Source organism: Psychrobacter sp. CMS30 (genome assembly GCF_904846565.1).
In the GTDB taxonomy this organism is placed as follows: Bacteria; Pseudomonadota; Gammaproteobacteria; order Pseudomonadales; family Moraxellaceae; genus Psychrobacter; species Psychrobacter maritimus.
Window position 1 is genome coordinate 1 of sequence record NZ_CAJHBF010000011.1, and the last position, 17,686, is coordinate 17,686.

Consider the following 17,686-nt stretch of genomic DNA (forward strand, 5'->3'; position numbering starts at 1 on the left):
TAGCTCGTGTTAGATAAGCTTGCCGCCAAAGGTATTAATACCGCTTTTGTCACCTTACATGTTGGTGCTGGTACGTTTGCCCCGGTAAAAACAGACAACTTGCTCAATCACACCATGCATAGCGCATATGCTCACCTGCCCCAAACCACTGCTGACCTCATTAATCAAACGCATGCCAATGGTAAGCAAGTGATTGCGATTGGAACAACGGTCACACGAGTGCTCGAGACTGCATATCAAAAAACAGCGGTCAATGGTCAAGCGCTTTCTAGTTGGGCGGGTGATACCGATATCTTTATTTATCCAGGGTTTAAGTTTGGTGTTATAGACAAACTGTTTACTAATTTTCATCTACCAAAGTCTACGTTGCTGATGTTAGTCTCAGCATTTGCAGGTAAAGCCGCTATCGAACAGGCCTATCAACATGCCATTAATACCCAATATCGCTTTTTTAGCTACGGTGATGCCATGCTGCTTGATAAAAAGATTCAGTTGCAAGAATAAACATTAAGCAAACAATTCATGCATTGTTCACAACAGCGGTGAAATAAACTGGTAAACTAAACAGTATTTTGTTATAACAACACAGATAACTCTCACTCTAAAGGGCTGCACATGTCTTGTCACTTATCTCATCGCTTGACTACTGTACATCGCTCAGTATCAATGGCGCTGCTTTATTCAGTCGGCTATGCAGCTTTTATGTCTCATGCCCAAGCTGCCACCATTGGCAAGACAGTCATCACCTCGGCGCAGCATGAACCTTTAGCTGCCAGTATTATGGTCACTGATATTAAGACCGCTGATTTTTCAGCCAGTTTGGCAAACTCTACTATTTATCAGCAAATGGGCTTGACGCCAACTGACTCAATGACCGTCCGTTTCCAACCGACGTCAGCCACCAGTGGTCACGTTCTTATCACAACGACCAAACCTGTCTCCAAGCCTTTTGCAGATGTGGTGCTGTCTATTAATGATGGTACTCAGCGCAATGTTATTCCTAAAACATTACTGATGCCTCTAAATAACAGCTTGCCGATTACCCCTACTCAAAATATCGTTACAGGCGCAAAAAAGCCGAACTTACCTGAGGTTTCTACCACGAATGCGCAACCGTTAACGGTGAGAAAAGGCATGCCGCCACCATTGTTCTCAACGCCTAGGTCATCATCTTCTGATTTAGCAGCTTCAAAAGCAGTAGCTACAAAATTGTCTGCTTCTAGTATTCAATTACCGAGTAGCCAAGCACCAAATGTGCAATCGCCCCAAATTCAAGCGCCTAAGACATCAGCCAGTTTGTCAGCAGCAAACACAGTGATACCAAGTAATACAACGCCTTCTGCTGCTAGTCGTTTGAATAATGATGATATAAGTAATGATATAGCTGTGAGGGCAAATACTACTCATGTGAGCCCAGCCAGTATTTTAGACAATACTAAAGTTGCTACTCCCATTAATGATCAACTGTTCGACATTTTAAATATAAAAATTACTCGTCAGATACAGCTTAACTATAATAAAGTAAATGACGTTAATAAGAACGATAATACCATTATGGTGACTGCACCCATGGCAGTGACGCCAGATAACTCTCTGTCAACAGCCAAAGTGACTTCTGATAATACGGTTGCTGCTAATACTCTTTTAAATAAAGTACCCTCTAGCGAAATTCCTTACAGTAATGCTCAATCTAACCAAACTACGGCACAACAGGCTGTAGCGACAAACGCACTTTCTACAGGGGCGAATACTTCAACTGTAGAGAATGCCACAACTAGTAAGACTTCTAGTAACAATGTTAATTACACTGTACAGCGTAATGACAACTTATGGCTCATTGCTCAGCAAATTGCAGAGAAAAATAATCTCGATGTTCAAACCGTAATGAGCGAAATTCAAGCACAAAATCCTAATGCTTTTATTAATAAAAATGCAGATCAACTAAAAGCAAATGCTCAATTAAGCCTTCCCAATTATGACGTGATGCCAACACAAAAAAAATTACAAGAAGCTATTAGTGTTCAGAGACAATATAATAGGCAACGAAATACGACTATTGCGAAAAAACCTGATACGCCAAAAACAGCACTTGAGACCGTAGCTGAGACATCGGTAACAACTAGAACTCAGACACTGCCAACCGCTCAGTTTTCTGTTCTCGCTCCTGGCCATGACGGTAGCGCAGATGGCACTAAAAATAAGACAGCTATGGCTACGGGTAACGGACTTAGCTCAGATGTGTTAGATATTCTTAAATCATCAAGACAAAGTACAGTAGCGGAGGCTCAGCGTTTATCAAAAACCAACAGCACGCTTGGCGGTTATACTAAAAAGTTGCAATTACAAAACCAAAAACTGGCGGAGCTACAAGCTCGTCTCGAAAAACTACGCAATCAATAATTGCCTAACTGATCAACGTATTATGTTGTAATAGTGATCATGGGCGCAGGAGTAATTATGGACAATATGCTATATATTATCGCCGGATTGGTATTTATTGTACTAATAGCGGTTTTGGTCATGCGCAAAAACAATGCGCAAAAACCATCAGGGCAGCCAATTGTAAAGGCAGGAAAAACTGCGCCTAAAGAAACACTTATTCGAGTCAACAGTAATAATGACAAAAAATTTGATCCTATTGAGATTGCGCAACGTTTTATGGATCAGCAGCGCTATGACAAAGCCATTGAAACACTCAATCGCGGTCTTATTGAAAAACCTAATGATAGCCAATTATCTCTTAAGCTGCTTGCGATATATGCCACGATAGATCAATCTGATAACTTTAATAAAGTCTATGACTCTATTAAGACTTATGCTGATGCAAAAAGTATCGCTCAAGCCGATGAATTAAAAGCATTGCTGACTGAAGAACAAAATCAAGCTGCCAAATATGCTCTACCAGCTGAAAATGACCAAGATGCAGGTTTTGAAAGTATTGATTTTGATATCCCTGCGGACAAAGTCGACAGTCAAAACGCCATTATTGATAACCATCTTGACGATGATACGGTTCAACCTACTGCCTATAGAAGCGACTTAGCAGACAGCTCTGACACCACTTTAGCTCCTTCTCATGATTTCGATAATATCGAGCAAGATTTTGACCTGAGCCTGAATGACTTAGAAAACGATATTAACGAGCCCGCCGCTACTAGCATGACACCGGTTACTGAGCTAGATATCGCTGATGATAAAATTTTAACTGCTTCAGCTGTTATAAGCGAAAATGATAATAGTAACGATAGTAGTGCCAGTGACTCCTATTTTGATTTTGATTTCGACTTAGCAGAGCAACAAGATATCTCTACGCAAGTGCCTACTACCACTCTATCTAATGATACGTCTAATAATACTACATTAGATGACAATGAAGACTTTGTCTTAGATTTGGCAGATTTAGAAATTGAAGCTAGCGATGATAACGTTTATGCTGATATTGATGAAGTCACTACAGAAGCTATTCAACTAGAGCAAGAAGACCTTACTTTATCTCTCGATAATGTTGATAATATCAATGATATTGATACTTTCAATGCACCAGTTGAAGCAGAGACGAAAACACAGCCATCAAGTGAAACGTCTATTCTTATTGAAGACAATTTTGATGACTTTACTTTTGAAGACAATGCAGCGCAGGAAATAAATGAAGTCCCTCATGAGACAGCAGCTCATGAAACAGTCGCTTCTAACACTGCACCAACGACTGTTACGTTCGATGACAATACCCTGATTGATGATGATTTTGACTTTGATTCTTTAACAAGTGCTCCAACAGCGACGACGCCAGTTGAGCTTGCAAGCGAAGTTGAAAACAATGTTGATAGCGGAGTTACTGCTGAGACTGAGGTTGAAACTGCCGAAGACTTCTCATCACGCTTTGCAGCTGACTTTGACTTCGTCAAAACGTTAGACAGCAATCAAGTCACCTTAGACTTAGCCGGTCAGTATGTACAGCTGGGCGAATATGACAGTGCCAAACGCTTACTCAATGAAGTCATAAGCCAAGGTACGAGCGAGCAACAAAGCCTTGCGCAAACTCTACTAGATCGCACTGCATAACAAGTAGCACCTTCTCTTATCAGTAAGTATTCTACTATCCTAAGAATACTTGCTGATTTTTTTTGCATTTAAGCTTGATACTCTCTATTATCATTCGCTCTATCATTGCTCATTATTTTTGCTAGAATGCGCCCTAAGACTTAGCGGCGCTTTCTGCTCTCATTTCTCTTCACTGTGCTAATACTATTACTATGCCCTCCTCTATTATGACAAAGACACGCTCCAATCTTATTCGTCTCATTTATGCTGGTGGTACTTTTGGTAGCTACGGGCGACCCTTAGCACCGTTATCGGCAGATATTTTTTTGCCGACCTTGCAACACTTACTGGCTGAGCAAAATAATGCTAATAATCTGCCTCAGGTTTCATGGCTTGATAATACTTTAATTAAAGACAGCAGCCAGCTTACCCCTAGTGACTTTGTACATTTTTATCAGCTTTTGCTATCCGCCTATGCCCAAGGCGACAGGCGGTTTGTGCTTATTACTGGTACGGATACTTTGAGTTATTTGGGCGCGTTTTTAGCAGAGGCTTTTGCTGGTAGTGATATTTGCGTGGTTATCACCGCTAGTATGCGCCCATTATTAGACAGTAACGTGTTGCACTCTTACACCATTGACGCAAATAGCGACGCCTGGGATAACCTTACCGATTCATTAAAATTGGCGGCAGCTGGTGAATCAGGTATAAAGATTGGTTTTGGCGGCGAGTCTTGGCCGGCGCAGACAGTACAAAAAATTCATAGCCACGATTTGATGGCATTTACCGGTCACTCTCGAGCGGCCTATCCTGCCAATAGTTATATCAAAAGCTTACCAGATACTCGCCGCCAGCACTGGATAGATGATCAGCAGGAATTGGTTAGCAATATTGAAGCTCGGGCTAAGCAAGCGCGCATTCATGCCTTATATTGCCTGCCGAACGACACTGAGGTGATGAGCAATCAGCTACAGGCATTATTATCACAGCCGCCTTGTGGGATTATTTTATTAGGTTTCGGCGCAGGCAACGTTCCTTATTCGCCAGCGCTAGCAGAAGCACTAGAACTTGCTTATAAAAATGGCCACATGGTGGTATGCGCTAGCCAGTCTCCATTTGGCGGGGTCAGTGAGAGCTATGCTGCCGGTAGTTGGCAATATGATTATCATGTAATTAGTGGCGGACGTTTAACAATTCCCGCTATTTATGCACGGCTGTTATGGCTATTACTGCGTTATGATAGTCCGGCAAGACGCCGTCAACGTTGGCTCAACAATGTCAATCAAGCTGGCACTACTATCAAGAAACGTTAGACTAGCGTTGAATATGCGTACTTTATAAGCGCCAATACTAGAATGTCCAATACTAGAATGTCCAATACTAGAATGCCCAATACTAGAATGCCCAATAACACCCATGTCCGAGATTAACATGTCCGAGATTAACAGCATCGAAGCTAAAGCTCCCCCAACCTATACATTAGCCATCGCCATTGAATTTTTGGGTACGCACTATCATGGTTGGCAGCGGCAACGAGAAGTATTGGGCGTACAGGAAGCGTTAGAGACAGCTATCGGTAAAGTCGCGAATGAGACGGTAGAGGTCGTCGCGGCTGGTCGTACCGATGCAAGCGTGCATGCCAGCAATATGATTGCCCATTTTACCACTCATGCCTATCGTCACCCTCATAACTGGCTGCGCGGCGTCAACAGCTTATTGCCCGATGATATCGCCCTACGCTGGGTACAGCCGATGCCTGACGACTTTCATGCCCGTTTTGGGGCTATTGCCCGTCGTTATCGCTATATCACGCTCAATCAAGCCCAGCGCCCTGCTATTTTAAATCACCAAGTGACTCATATTTATGAGCCGCTGGATTTAGCAGCGATGCAAGTAGCGGCGGCTGATATCGTTGGTACTCACGATTTTAGCAGCTATCGTGCCGCTGCCTGTCAGTCTAATCAGCCCGTCCGCTCAGTCAGTCATGCAAGACTCTTTACCCACGGTCAATTTATTGTTTTTGACATTCAAGCAGACGGATTTTTGCATCATATGGTACGTAACCTCATGGGCACTTTATATGCTATCGGTCGACACGAATTGCCGCCCGCAGCATTTTTGGATATTTTAGCCAAAAAAGATCGTACGATTGCGCCGCCGACAGCTTCTGGTGATGGCTTGTATTTTATTAACGCCTATTATCCTAATCTTTTTCAACAATTACTGCCCGATGCGCCTTTAACGCCTATTTGGCTCAACCTACCCGATTAAGCTAATATAAGCGGGCATAGTGCTTATCTACTACAGCCCCTCGTTAAAAGATAACATACATATCACTTACAGGCTGTCAAGCAAAAATCAGGTTCCGTATTGCTTTAATCCGCTAAGTTACGTATAATATGGGCTTATTTTTAATTGATTGATACAAATTATGGCAAAAGACGATATTATTGAATTTGAAGGCGAAGTCATTGATACCCTTCCAAATACATTGTTTAAAGTTCGTTTAGAAAACGGACACGAAATCATTGCGCACATCTCAGGTAAGATGCGCAAACATTACATTCGCATTTTGACTGGCGATAAAGTTAAGGTTGAGATGACGCCTTACGATTTATCAAAAGGTCGCATTACTTACCGTGGTAAAAACTAAATTCTTATTGGCTAAAATGGTTATAACAGCATTAATATAAATGCTTGAGAGGTTTAACTGATAATAATAATGATACTGCTAGCCTACTCATTATTGCCTATCATATTTTAGTCTATTAATATTGTTTTTTGCTTTTACCATAAAAAATACCGCTACTTTTAGCGGTATTTTTTTGTTTTCATTTTAAGACCGAAATCTTAGGACTTAATTGTTTTTTTAATAACAACTTTTCAATAGCCGTTTTTAAATAACGGTTTTTAAATAACAACCTATAAATATAGTGAATTCACTTTGCAACCGATATAGTCAATCTTAAATAAAATCAGTACAAGTATTATAACGCGCTACTGGTATTCATTTTTCTTGCTTGCTGTGCCTACGCAGACAGAGGCTGCGCAAAATGAATACCAATAGCTCTGTGTTCATTTTATACCAGTCGCACGTAACTGTTAGCGTATCTAGCGCATCGATTTTATTGCTAACCAATATAGTGATGACTTATTTAAACTCAACGGTTGCACCATTTTGAATCACACCTAACAGTGCAAGCGCGTCCCAGTTAGTCAAGCGTATACAGCCTGCTGATGCTTGACGGCTGATACGCGCAGGATCTGGTGAACCATGAATACCGTATGAAGGCTTACTCAGTCCTATCCATACCAACCCGACTGGATTATTAGGACCTGGTGGAATGATAGCTTTGCTACCATCATTGCCTGTGTAGGTATAATTGGGCTCATGTACCTTTACTTCTACCGTATGCGTCCCTGTTGGCGAGGGCGTCGCTGTGCTGCCTACCGTGGTCGGATAGCTGGCTATTAAGTTATCTTTAGCATCATAAGCGTATAGCGTTTCGGTGGCTTTATCAGCGACGACTCGGCTCACAGGCTTGGTATTAGGATTGCCAGGGTTATAAACAGTGATGGTTTCACCCGCGGTAAATTTAGCGGTAGGATTGAGCGTTTTAAGATATTTTTCACTGATATGGAACTTTTCTGCCAAGCCTTCCGTCACGCTTTCATAATACATACCATCGAGCTTAGCCTTGGCTTCTGCGCCTGCTGGAATGCTCGTGGTTTTAATATTAACATCCGCCTCACTCAGCTGATAACTGACCAATACTGGCTGTGTCATCAGTTTTTCATTTTTGGTTAATGCTTGCCAAGTCTCATTATTCAAATCATTAGTTACGGTCAAACCATTGGCCTTTTGAAAAGCTTGCATGGCTTTGATGGTATTTTTACCCCAATAGCCATCTACCGGACCAACACCATTTTGGTTCCAGTTCAACAAGGCTTGTAGCTTGGTACCGACATTACGATCAATTTTAGTGCCTTCCTTCCAAGTAGCGGCATTTATCTTTTGCGCGACTACTGGCAGATTTTCTGTCGTATATTTAATGGTCGGTAAAAACTTATTCAACGATACGGCAGCTCTACTGTTACCAGCAACTTTTTGGCTCACCCCATTGGTCACTGGGCTGATATCTTTGGCATTGTTAGCAGCAGCTTCTTTACTGACAGTGTTGGACGCTGCCTTACTGGTAACGGTTTCATTGGTAGCGGCGTTGCTTGTCGCATTTGCACTATTATCATTAGTAGCATTAGTATTATTGTCATTAGTAGCAGCAAAGCTTTGGCCCATCAATAAGAATGTCAATAAACCCAACGCTGCCAGTGCGCTGCTAATTTTGGTTAATTGGTACATGTAAAACTCCTAGAGTAGTTATTGTTATTAATATTGTTTTTTATTAGAAATTTAATGATAAAAACTCACTATTAAGACGTTTGTTTTGAGTGATTTTTAATGTCTTAATAAAATATTTCTTTCGTAGAAAAACTAAGGTTAATAAATAGCGCTTATTCTAATGACTTAGTATTTTAATAACTTAGTAAGCTCGCCTATAGTGACATATTAGCCTGTCAGCATATAACAGCTTTATGTTAATAAAAGCCTTATCCTGCGGCATCTGTGTTAAAAAAAGTCCTTTTTTGCGACCAGCTTATTGAGTGTGTTACGGTGAATAAATCTTTTAAATAGGTATAAAAAAACCCATAATTTGCTAAGCAAATTATGGGTTTCGCGCTATAAGGATTTCTCTTTATCATGCTTTCTAGTCTTTAAGATTTCTGGCTATTAGGGCTTCTAGTTAACAATATTTGAAAAATCCGCTTATATTAAAGCTGCATCACTAAACCAATTTTGCCAGTACCGCCTGCCCCATTTCTTGACAACCTACTTGCTTGAGTCCTGTCTCGCTACGATCGAGGATATCAATGGTACGTAACCCATCGTCAAGTACGTCACTGACTGCTTGCTCAATCGCTTGCGCGGCAGCTTCTTGTTTAAAGGTATAACGCAGCATCATTGCCACAGATAAAATGGTCGCCAATGGATTGGCTTTGTCTTGACCAGCGATATCAGGGGCTGAACCATGGCAAGGCTCATACATGCCTTTACCCGCCTCATTGAGGCTCGCCGATGGCAGCATACCGATAGAACCGGTCAGCATCGCCGCTTCATCAGATAAGATATCACCAAACATGTTGCCTGTGACCATTACATCAAACTGCTTAGGGTCTTTAATCAGCTGCATACAAGCATTGTCCGCATACATATGCGATAACGCCACATCGTTATAATCCGCTTGCTGCATCTCAATCATCGTCTGCTTCCACAGCTCAGTGACTTCTAAAACATTGGCTTTATCGATTGAGCAAACTTTGGCTGGCGTACCTGCTGCTTGTGCACGAGTTTTCGCCAATTCAAAAGCAACCTTACCGATGCGTTGAATTTCACTGGTGCTATAAACCATGGTGTTATAGCCTTGCTGCTCACCATTCGCTAAGGTACGAATACCGCGCGGCTCACCGAAATAAATACCACCAGTTAATTCACGTACAATCAGCAAGTCTAGACCCGAGATAATCTCAGGCTTGATGCTTGAAGCATTAACAAGCTGCGGATAAAGTTTGGCTACGCGCAGATTGGCAAACAAACCAAGCTCACTACGAATTTTAAGTAAGCCACGCTCAGGACGTTTGCTACGCTCAATACCATCCCACTTAGGGCCGCCAACCGCACCCAATAACACCGCATCTGCTGCACGCGCACGTTGTAGCGTTTCTTCGGGCAACGGTTCACCCGTGGCATCAAACGCCACACCACCGATTAATCCAGATTCAAGGGTTAAGCCTAATTCAAACTTATTATTGACAGCATTAAGCACATCAACGGCTTGAGTCATGATTTCAGGGCCGATGCCATCGCCTGCTAATGTTAAAATCGTTGCCATACTGATCCTTGTGAGTAAATGGTTAAGTAAATATTCTTTATGGAATTGATGTTTATGCTACTAATACTTATGGTATTGCTATTTAGGGTACTGCTGACAAGTTTATAGGAGTCTGTTAAAAAATGACTTCTTGTGCAATGTGTTACACAAGAAGTCAGGGTCTATCTGTTTAAATAAGTTCCTTTAAATAAGTTTCTTTAAATAAACTTTTTTAAATAAGCTTCGATGTAAACGCTTTTTTATGAAACTTTGGCTTTTACTTTATTTTTTGCTAGTGGCTTTGATGGCGACTGAGTAGGTTCAGCTTTAACAACACGAGTTTCCACAAACTCCCCTTGATGCTCAGCCCCTATCTCTTTGCAAAAGCGGCGCTGGACACTATTGCCTTGATATAGCTCAACACATAACGGCTCTGGCGAAGCACTATCAAGCAAACTGCCTGAGTTGTTGCTTGATTTTTTTTGATAAGCGCGCAGCTGATAGGTTCCTGCCTCAGAAAAATCGTGAATCATCGCGAAACGCTCGACATAGCCCACGTTATTTTCTGGATAGAAATTGACTTGTACCTCACGCTTGCCAGGCTTTACTCGCGCATAATAATTGGTTAGCCCAGGCATAGCAGATGCTGACAAGGGTACAATTTTTATCGCTTTTTTATGAGTAAGCGGCGTCATATCCATCGCCATTGGCGCTTGTCCATGCTTATTACCAGTACGGCTCTTACCGTTTGCATTCACCGCTTGCATCGCAACCAGCATGGCAGGATTAAGAGGCTCATGAGTATCACTACCTATAATGCGCGTCTGGTCAATGCGGGCAATTTCGCAATGATAAGTACCGACACAGGCAATATTTACTTCACCGGCGACAGGGGTTATTTTCCCAGTCCATACCTTGGCATTTTCTGCCGAGTCTATTTGTTGATAACCCGTCAATACCTGACAGCCAGATAATAATAAACTTGCGGCAATAGCCGTACTTGTCCATACAACAAAGCGTGTTTTATTCATAATGGTGGCTACTATTTATGAGGTAGAAATTACGATAAGGTAAAAATACATTATCATTCATTTTAGCCACTTAATTACCATAACTCAACGCTGTATTAGCGTTGAGCACTTTTATATGTTGAATAATATTTTCTACTAAAAAAATTTTACCAGTCCTTTGAATACTAAGGACTATTATCTAATAGCTATGCTCTAACGTCATTAAATATCCAAGGCGTTTTTTGCATCATTTTATGCTCATAGTCTTTAATCGCATCGCTTTGCTGCAAAGTCAGACCGATATCATCAAGACCATTGAGCAAGCAATGCTTACGAAACTCATCGACCTCAAAAGCATACTCTTCACCGCTTGGGGTAATAACCACTTGACGCTCGAGGTCGGCGGTTAACTCATAGCCTTCATTGGCAAGCGTTGCTTTCATCAAGGTATCAACGATGGCTTCATCCAAGACGATTGGCAGCATGCCATTTTTAAAGCAGTTATTATAAAAAATATCAGCAAAGCTTGGTGCAATGATAGTACGAAAGCCGTATTCTGAAAGCGCCCAAGGTGCATGTTCACGGCTCGAGCCACAGCCAAAGTTTCTGCGTGCCAGCAATATGGTTGCGCCTTGATAACGCGGCTGATTCAAGACAAAATCTGGGTTAATCACGCGGGTGCTATTGTCTTGACCTGGATAACCTTCGTCAAGGTAACGCCAATCATCAAATAAATTGACGCCAAAGCCAGTACGTTTAATGGATTTTAAAAATTGTTTGGCGATAATTTGGTCGGTATCGACGTTTGCGCGATCGAGCGGACAAACGATACCCGTTTGGGTGTTATAAGCTTGCATAAGATTTCCTTAAAATATCGATTACTAACGTAAAATTTTCTGGCTGCTTAATACAGCTTAAAAGAGCGTGCCATTTGCTTAACTATCTTAGTCATCCTATCTTTTTCACTCTCAGGATAGTTCAGATGTAATACTGCTTCCTGACCATCCTTAACTTTAATAACATGATAAAAAACTTGACCGTCTTTTCTATAGCCGCTTGCTGTATAGGTTTTGTCTTTTAACAGCTCGTAAGTAACTGTCATGCCAGCTTTATATTGATGCTGCTTCTCTTTTAGATAATCACTATCTGTATAAAAGAAAACAATTGGTGTATTACTCCCAAAGACCAAAATAGTGGCATTAGAGTTGGGTAACTTAAAATGACGACCATCACCATTATCTGCCTCAGGCAACCATGTCAATTGATTTGGCACATCGACACAATAGGCAAATCTTCCATTACAGTAATCACGAGCCATCGCTAGCTGAGAGCTACCCAATAAGCAAAATAAAATAAACAGCATTTTCATTTTTATGCTCTATAGAAATGCAAAGTTAAAACGTGCGCACATCGACAAAGTGACCAGCCAAAGCTGCTGCTGCTGCCATCGCTGGGCTGACCAAATGCGTACGACCGCCATTACCCTGACGACCCTCAAAGTTACGGTTAGACGTTGAGGCACAATGCTCTTGCGGCTCAAGCTTATCGGCATTCATCGCCAAACACATAGAGCAGCCCGGCTCGCGCCACTCAAAACCCGCTTCCGTAAACAAAGCATCTAAGCCTTCTGCTTCTGCCTGCAATTTCACTTGACCAGAACCTGCGACAACAATGGCTTCTTTAATATTATCGGCAACTTTACGACCTTTAATAACCGCTGCTGCATCACGTAAATCTTCGATACGTGAGTTGGTACATGAACCAATAAAGATACGGTCAAGCTGGATATCGGTGATTTTTTGCCCAGCTTCTAAACCCATATAAGTATAAGCACGTAACCAGCCCTCTTCTTGCGCTTCATCAACCGCTTGGTCAGGCGTTGGCACCGACTGAGTGATATCAACGACCATTTCAGGTGAGGTGCCCCAAGAAACTTGCGGTGCTATCTCGCTACCATCAATCTCAACCACGGTATCAAATACGGCATCATCATCTGAGTACAAGGTGCGCCAATAAGCTTCCGCTTGCTCCCACTGCTCCTCAGTCGGTGCATAAGGACGGCCTTTCACATAGTCAATGGTCGTATCATCGACGGCAACCATGCCGACGCGTGCGCCCGCTTCAATTGCCATATTACAGACGGTCATACGACCTTCCATGCTCATGTCTTCAAATACTTGTCCGGCAAACTCAATCGCATGCCCCGTCCCGCCAGCGGTACCGATTTTAGCAATGATAGCAAGCACCACGTCTTTTGACGTCACGCCAGCGCCAAGCTTACCGGTGACCCGGATTTGCATATTTTTTGATTTCTTTTGAATCAAACACTGGGTTGCCAATACATGCTCAACTTCTGAGGTGCCGATACCGTGTGCCAAGCAGCCAAGAGCACCATGGGTGGCGGTATGTGAATCACCACAAACGACCGTCATACCAGGCAAGACTAAGCCTTGCTCAGGACCGACCACGTGCAAGATACCTTGACGCGCATCATTAATGGTAAATTCAGCGATATCAAACTTGGCACAGTTTTCATCCAAGGTTAGTACTTGTAAGCGCGATACTTTGTCTTTGATACCAGCCACGCCTTCTGAGCGCTCTTTAGTCACTGTCGGTACATTATGGTCAGGGCTTGCGATATTAGCCGACATACGCCACGGCGCACGATTGGCAAGCTCTAAGCCTTCAAATGCTTGCGGGCTTGTCACTTCGTGTAGCAAATGGCGGTCGATATAAATCAGGCTCGAACCATCATCGCGCTTGGTGACTTCGTGAGCATTCCAAAGTTTGTCATATAACGTTTGACCGGCCATGTTGCTATCCTTTTTTAGTTGCTAATTTCTGAATGACTGCTTTAATAATGAGTGAGTGACAAAATATTTTTGTCTACTGACGCACTTTAATTTAATACTTTGTTACTACCTGGTTATTCATTTATGTTTTATAAAGCCTGATTAAGACGTTATAGGCACAAAGAATAAACACAGATATTTTATAAGATTTATCATCTATTGCATTAATGGCTACTCAAAATACGCCATATACTGCCAATCATGACGTTAACAGAATAAATATGTCACAATACGTCTAGATGTCTTGTGATTATAGCAGGCTAATCCTATAATAATAATTGATGATTTTTGCATAGTCACAAACTTTTATTTCTAATTCATTATGATTAGGCTAGCCAACTTTTATTTATAGCTCGTTATGTAGCTAAGGACATCGGTGTGAATACCACAAATTTGACGACATTTGTCACTGTTATGAAGACAGGCAGCATCTCAGGTGCAGCAGAAAAGCTATTTATTACTCAGCCTGCGGTCAGTAAGCGCATCAAAAATTTAGAAGATGAGTTTAATATCACCCTATTTGATACGGTTGGTCGCGGCATTGTACCGACGCAAGCCGCCAGTGAAATGCTGCCTCATGCCAAACGCTGGCTTGAAGATTATGAAAACTTTAAAATTAACCTACAGCATTCGCAGCATATCGTCTCTGGCAAATTGGTGATTGGTACCAGCCATCATATCGGCTTGCATCACCTAGCCCCTGTGCTTAAGCATTTTATCCAAGCTTATCCTGCTGTACAACTAGAAGTGCATTTTGTCGATTCAGAAACTGCCCATAAAGCGGTGCTCGATGGTGATTTATCATTGGCATTTTTAACGCTGCCGCCCGTCTATGATAAGCGTTTGACCTATCATACCTTATGGTCAGATCCGCTCTACTTTATGACCGGCACTTTATCGCCTTTAGCGACCAAATCCAATGTAACGCTCGAGCAATTGGCGCGCTATCCTGCAATCCTGCCATCTGCCAATACCTTTACCAGTCAGATTACCTTGGCGGAATTTGCTAAGCACAATCTAAAACCTTACGCCACTATGAGCACCAACCCGCTTGAGTCTATTCGGATGTTGGTTTCTGTTGGGCTTGGCTGGTCGGTATTACCACAAACGATGGTCAGTCAGGATTTAGAACGTATTGATATGGCAGATAATATCGAATTGCAGCGCTATTTGGGCGTGGTCATCAATCCAAAACTGACGCAATCTAGCAGCGTGACGGCATTATTAGAGCTGCTAGCGCCCATTGAATAGAGACTAGGTAGACTCTTTATGAATATTGGCTAAAAGAACTGCGTTATTTAGCAAAATAGCGCATTCGCATTTGTGCCACTCATACGTTATAATACATTTGACGTTGTTTAGATAACATAAATTTACCTTAAGCACACTGATAGTCATATATTGAACACTTCTAGTAATATATGATAGTAAACAGTAGGTCTAGTGGTTTTAAATGATTGGTTATATAAACGACTGAGATTTATACATGATAAGCAGATGCGAACAATAAAAATGTAAAATTGAACTATGTATTGCCGTTTGTGTTTCATCATGACTTTATAGATAGCAGTCCTAGAACAGCATCAATCATATAAAACTAACAGAAGATTTTGAATAAAAGCCATTATGTCCTACTTAATGGCTTTTTTCGTCTTTAGATTCTTTCATCTTAAGACATTGTTTTCGAACAGCGTCTTGTAAGACCTAATTTTTATCATTCAAAATAATGACAGCCAATTATGTTGGTTAAGGACAGTTTATATGAACGGAGTTTCTAGTGGCGTGATGATATCACTTGGCGCCTATTTCTTAGTGATGATTGGGATTGGCATTTATGCTTATTTTAAGCAAGCCAATGATACTGAAGGCTATATGCTTGGTGGTCGTAGTTTAGGCCCTGCAGTCACTGCCTTATCAGCAGGCGCATCGGACATGTCAGGCTGGTTACTACTTGGTTTGCCAGGTGCTATGTACGCTGACGGTGTCGTCAGTGCATGGATTGCCATTGGTTTAACCTTGGGTGCTTTTCTAAACTATCTTATCGTGGCACCGCGCCTTCGTGTTTATACCGAAGTCGCTGACAACGCCATCACTTTGCCAGATTATTTTGCCAACCGCTTTGAAGACAAGTCGCATTTGCTACGTGTCATCTCTGCCGTGGTTATTATCTTATTCTTTACCGTTTATACCGCTGCCAGTTTAGTCGGTGGTGGTAAACTTTTTGAAAGCTCATTAAATCTTTCTTATAGTACAGGTCTATGGGTAACCGCAGGTGTGGTCGTTGCTTATACGCTATTTGGTGGTTTCTTAGCGGTATCGATGACTGACTTTGTACAGGGTATCATCATGCTGTTTGCTATGGTCATCGTACCTATCGTCGCCTTGACCGACCTTGGTGGTGTGTCGGCGACGACCAATGCTATTAGAGCCATTGACCCTAGTATGTTAGATATTACCAGCGGCATGACGGTACTGGGAATTGTATCGCTACTCGCTTGGGGGCTTGGTTATTTTGGTCAGCCGCATATTATCGTCCGTTTTATGGCCATTCGCTCAGTAAAAGATATCCCCACTGCGCGTAATATCGGTATGAGCTGGATGATTATCAGCCTTATCGGTGCTTGTGTGACAGGTATCGCTGGTCGCGCCTATGTACAAAAAACGGCAATGACATTAGACGACCCTGAAACCATCTTTTTGGTCTTTACCCAGTTCTTGTTCCATCCACTGGTATCGGGTTTCTTATTAGCCGCCATTTTAGCCGCTATTATGAGTACGATTTCCTCTCAACTACTCGTGGTATCAAGCTCATTGACTAAGGATGTTTATAAGCTATTCTTTGATAGAGATGCGCCAGAAGCGCGTCAAGTATTGGTTGGTCGACTCTCAGTTGTCGTGGTTGCTGTAGTCGCAATTCTACTTGCTTCGAACCCAGAAAGTTCTGTACTCAGCTTAGTATCTAACGCTTGGGCAGGATTTGGCGCAGCATTTGGACCATTGGTTATTTTCAGCCTTACATGGCGTCGTATGAACCGTAACGGTGCCGTTGCTGGCATGGTCGTCGGTGCATTGACTGTTATCTTATGGGTTTATGGTCCTTTCCAGATGAATGGCGTGCCATTAAACAGCTGGTTATACGCTATCGTTCCAGGCTTTATCTTAAGTACTATCGCTATTTTTGCCGTGAGTATCATGACTGGCGGTCCAAGACCTTCAGTATCGGCGAAGTTTGAAGAGATGGAAATGAACTTAGATAGATAAGTAGTTTTTATTCATTATTGTATGACAAAAAAACCTCGCTAATTTGAACTGAACCCCATAAGTTGGACACAACTTATGGGGTATTTTTATGCATTACGACCTAGACTTTAAGATAAAAGTCATCGCATACTATCGGCAAGGACATACCGGACTTGCCACAAGTGAGAAGTTTAAAGTAGATTCGAAACTTGTACAAAAATGGGTTAAACAATACCAAAGCGGTGGCATAGATGCCATTAAGCCAAAGACAAGTAAGGCCAAATACAGCAGTGAGTTTAAACATCACGTGATTACGACCATGCTTAAGGAAGGATTAAGTCAATCCGAGGTCGCTCTAACGTTTAACATCAGCTCACCGGCCTTAATTAGCCACTGGCACAAAGCGTATCGGCTCTATGGTATGTCTGGACTAATATCCAAACCTAAAGGTAGAACCGCCATGAGTAAACCCTTTATTACAGACAAGCCAGATGATGAAAAGACGCTAGCAGAGCTTAAGCGTGAGAATGAGTACCTACGTGCGGAGAACGCCTACCTAAAAAGCTGGATGCCTTGCTCAAACAGAAGAAGAAACAAGCTTTGAAAAAGCAAGGCT

At 42.1% G+C, this 17,686-nt stretch carries 14 protein-coding genes and 1 pseudogene; 9 read left to right on the plus strand and 6 right to left on the minus strand.

The features are described from left to right. Positions 1-6: 6 nt before the first annotated feature. The 6 genes and pseudogenes from JMX94_RS07370 to infA form a co-directional block, all read left to right on the plus strand. Positions 7-504, plus strand: a pseudogene (locus JMX94_RS07370) (S-adenosylmethionine:tRNA ribosyltransferase-isomerase); the annotation flags it as partial. A 111-nt stretch (positions 505-615) separates the two neighbouring features. Further along, on the plus strand, positions 616-2,400 hold the full coding sequence (locus tag JMX94_RS07375) for a FimV family protein (RefSeq protein WP_201564683.1): 1,785 nt from the start codon (positions 616-618) through the stop codon (positions 2,398-2,400). Positions 2,401-2,457: 57 nt separating this feature from the next. Then, on the plus strand, positions 2,458-4,062 hold the full coding sequence (locus tag JMX94_RS07380; RefSeq protein WP_201564685.1) for a FimV/HubP family polar landmark protein: 1,605 nt from the start codon (positions 2,458-2,460) through the stop codon (positions 4,060-4,062). Positions 4,063-4,268: 206 nt separating this feature from the next. Further along, on the plus strand, positions 4,269-5,354 hold the full coding sequence (locus tag JMX94_RS07385; RefSeq protein WP_227673555.1) for an asparaginase: 1,086 nt from the start codon (positions 4,269-4,271) through the stop codon (positions 5,352-5,354). A 118-nt stretch (positions 5,355-5,472) separates the two neighbouring features. Then, the gene (truA, locus tag JMX94_RS07390; protein WP_201564688.1) at positions 5,473-6,312 is read left to right on the plus strand and encodes a tRNA pseudouridine(38-40) synthase TruA; all 840 of its coding nucleotides are present in this window, start codon (positions 5,473-5,475) and stop codon (positions 6,310-6,312) included. 160 nt (positions 6,313-6,472) lie between these two features. Beyond that, on the plus strand, positions 6,473-6,694 hold the full coding sequence (infA, locus tag JMX94_RS07395; RefSeq protein WP_021814850.1) for a translation initiation factor IF-1: 222 nt from the start codon (positions 6,473-6,475) through the stop codon (positions 6,692-6,694). Between the two features lie 498 nt (positions 6,695-7,192). Here the strand turns inward: infA and JMX94_RS07400 are convergent, their stop codons facing one another. The 6 genes from JMX94_RS07400 to leuC all read right to left on the minus strand — a co-directional run bounded on the left by JMX94_RS07400 (position 7,193) and on the right by leuC (position 13,791). Then, positions 7,193-8,401, minus strand: coding sequence for a L,D-transpeptidase family protein (locus JMX94_RS07400; protein ID WP_201564696.1), 1,209 nt, complete (start codon positions 8,399-8,401; stop codon positions 7,193-7,195). Positions 8,402-8,885: 484 nt separating this feature from the next. Beyond that, positions 8,886-9,989, minus strand: a complete 1,104-nt coding sequence (leuB, locus tag JMX94_RS07405) for a 3-isopropylmalate dehydrogenase (protein WP_201564698.1) — start codon at positions 9,987-9,989, stop codon at positions 8,886-8,888. Positions 9,990-10,228: 239 nt separating this feature from the next. Beyond that, complete coding sequence (locus JMX94_RS07410; RefSeq protein WP_201564700.1) at positions 10,229-10,999, minus strand: hypothetical protein; 771 nt, start codon at positions 10,997-10,999, stop codon at positions 10,229-10,231. Positions 11,000-11,184: 185 nt separating this feature from the next. Then, on the minus strand, positions 11,185-11,835 hold the full coding sequence (leuD, locus tag JMX94_RS07415) for a 3-isopropylmalate dehydratase small subunit (RefSeq protein WP_201564702.1): 651 nt from the start codon (positions 11,833-11,835) through the stop codon (positions 11,185-11,187). Positions 11,836-11,882: 47 nt separating this feature from the next. After that, the gene (locus JMX94_RS07420; protein WP_201564704.1) at positions 11,883-12,296 is read right to left on the minus strand and encodes a hypothetical protein; all 414 of its coding nucleotides are present in this window, start codon (positions 12,294-12,296) and stop codon (positions 11,883-11,885) included. Between the two features lie 76 nt (positions 12,297-12,372). Continuing rightward, positions 12,373-13,791: a 3-isopropylmalate dehydratase large subunit gene (leuC, locus tag JMX94_RS07425; RefSeq protein WP_201564706.1), complete on the minus strand. Its 1,419-nt coding sequence runs from the start codon at positions 13,789-13,791 to the stop codon at positions 12,373-12,375. A 417-nt stretch (positions 13,792-14,208) separates the two neighbouring features. Between leuC and JMX94_RS07430 the strand changes: the two genes are divergently transcribed. The 3 genes from JMX94_RS07430 (at position 14,209) to JMX94_RS07440 (ending at position 17,674) form a co-directional block, all read left to right on the plus strand. Beyond that, a complete protein-coding gene (locus tag JMX94_RS07430) occupies positions 14,209-15,081 on the plus strand; it encodes a LysR family transcriptional regulator (protein ID WP_201564708.1) in 873 nt (290 codons plus the stop codon). Between the two features lie 510 nt (positions 15,082-15,591). Then, the gene (gene putP / locus JMX94_RS07435) at positions 15,592-17,091 is read left to right on the plus strand and encodes a sodium/proline symporter PutP (protein WP_201564710.1); all 1,500 of its coding nucleotides are present in this window, start codon (positions 15,592-15,594) and stop codon (positions 17,089-17,091) included. 88 nt (positions 17,092-17,179) lie between these two features. Next, entirely contained in the window at positions 17,180-17,674 is a 495-nt protein-coding gene (locus JMX94_RS07440; protein WP_227673556.1) for a helix-turn-helix domain-containing protein, read from the plus strand. The last annotated feature ends 12 nt before the right edge of the window (positions 17,675-17,686 follow it).

Coding starts and splice junctions, on each gene's coding strand:
- JMX94_RS07375 (WP_201564683.1), top strand. CDS start 616: ATGTCTTGTCACTTATCTCATCGCTTGACTACTGTACATCGCTCAGTA.
- JMX94_RS07380 (WP_201564685.1), top strand. CDS start 2,458: ATGGACAATATGCTATATATTATCGCCGGATTGGTATTTATTGTACTA.
- JMX94_RS07385 (WP_227673555.1), top strand. CDS start 4,269: ATGACAAAGACACGCTCCAATCTTATTCGTCTCATTTATGCTGGTGGT.
- truA (WP_201564688.1), top strand. CDS start 5,473: ATGTCCGAGATTAACAGCATCGAAGCTAAAGCTCCCCCAACCTATACA.
- infA (WP_021814850.1), top strand. CDS start 6,473: ATGGCAAAAGACGATATTATTGAATTTGAAGGCGAAGTCATTGATACC.
- JMX94_RS07400 (WP_201564696.1), bottom strand. CDS start 8,401: ATGTACCAATTAACCAAAATTAGCAGCGCACTGGCAGCGTTGGGTTTA.
- leuB (WP_201564698.1), bottom strand. CDS start 9,989: ATGGCAACGATTTTAACATTAGCAGGCGATGGCATCGGCCCTGAAATC.
- JMX94_RS07410 (WP_201564700.1), bottom strand. CDS start 10,999: ATGAATAAAACACGCTTTGTTGTATGGACAAGTACGGCTATTGCCGCA.
- leuD (WP_201564702.1), bottom strand. CDS start 11,835: ATGCAAGCTTATAACACCCAAACGGGTATCGTTTGTCCGCTCGATCGC.
- JMX94_RS07420 (WP_201564704.1), bottom strand. CDS start 12,296: ATGGCTCGTGATTACTGTAATGGAAGATTTGCCTATTGTGTCGATGTG.
- leuC (WP_201564706.1), bottom strand. CDS start 13,791: ATGGCCGGTCAAACGTTATATGACAAACTTTGGAATGCTCACGAAGTC.
- putP (WP_201564710.1), top strand. CDS start 15,592: ATGAACGGAGTTTCTAGTGGCGTGATGATATCACTTGGCGCCTATTTC.
- JMX94_RS07440 (WP_227673556.1), top strand. CDS start 17,180: ATGCATTACGACCTAGACTTTAAGATAAAAGTCATCGCATACTATCGG.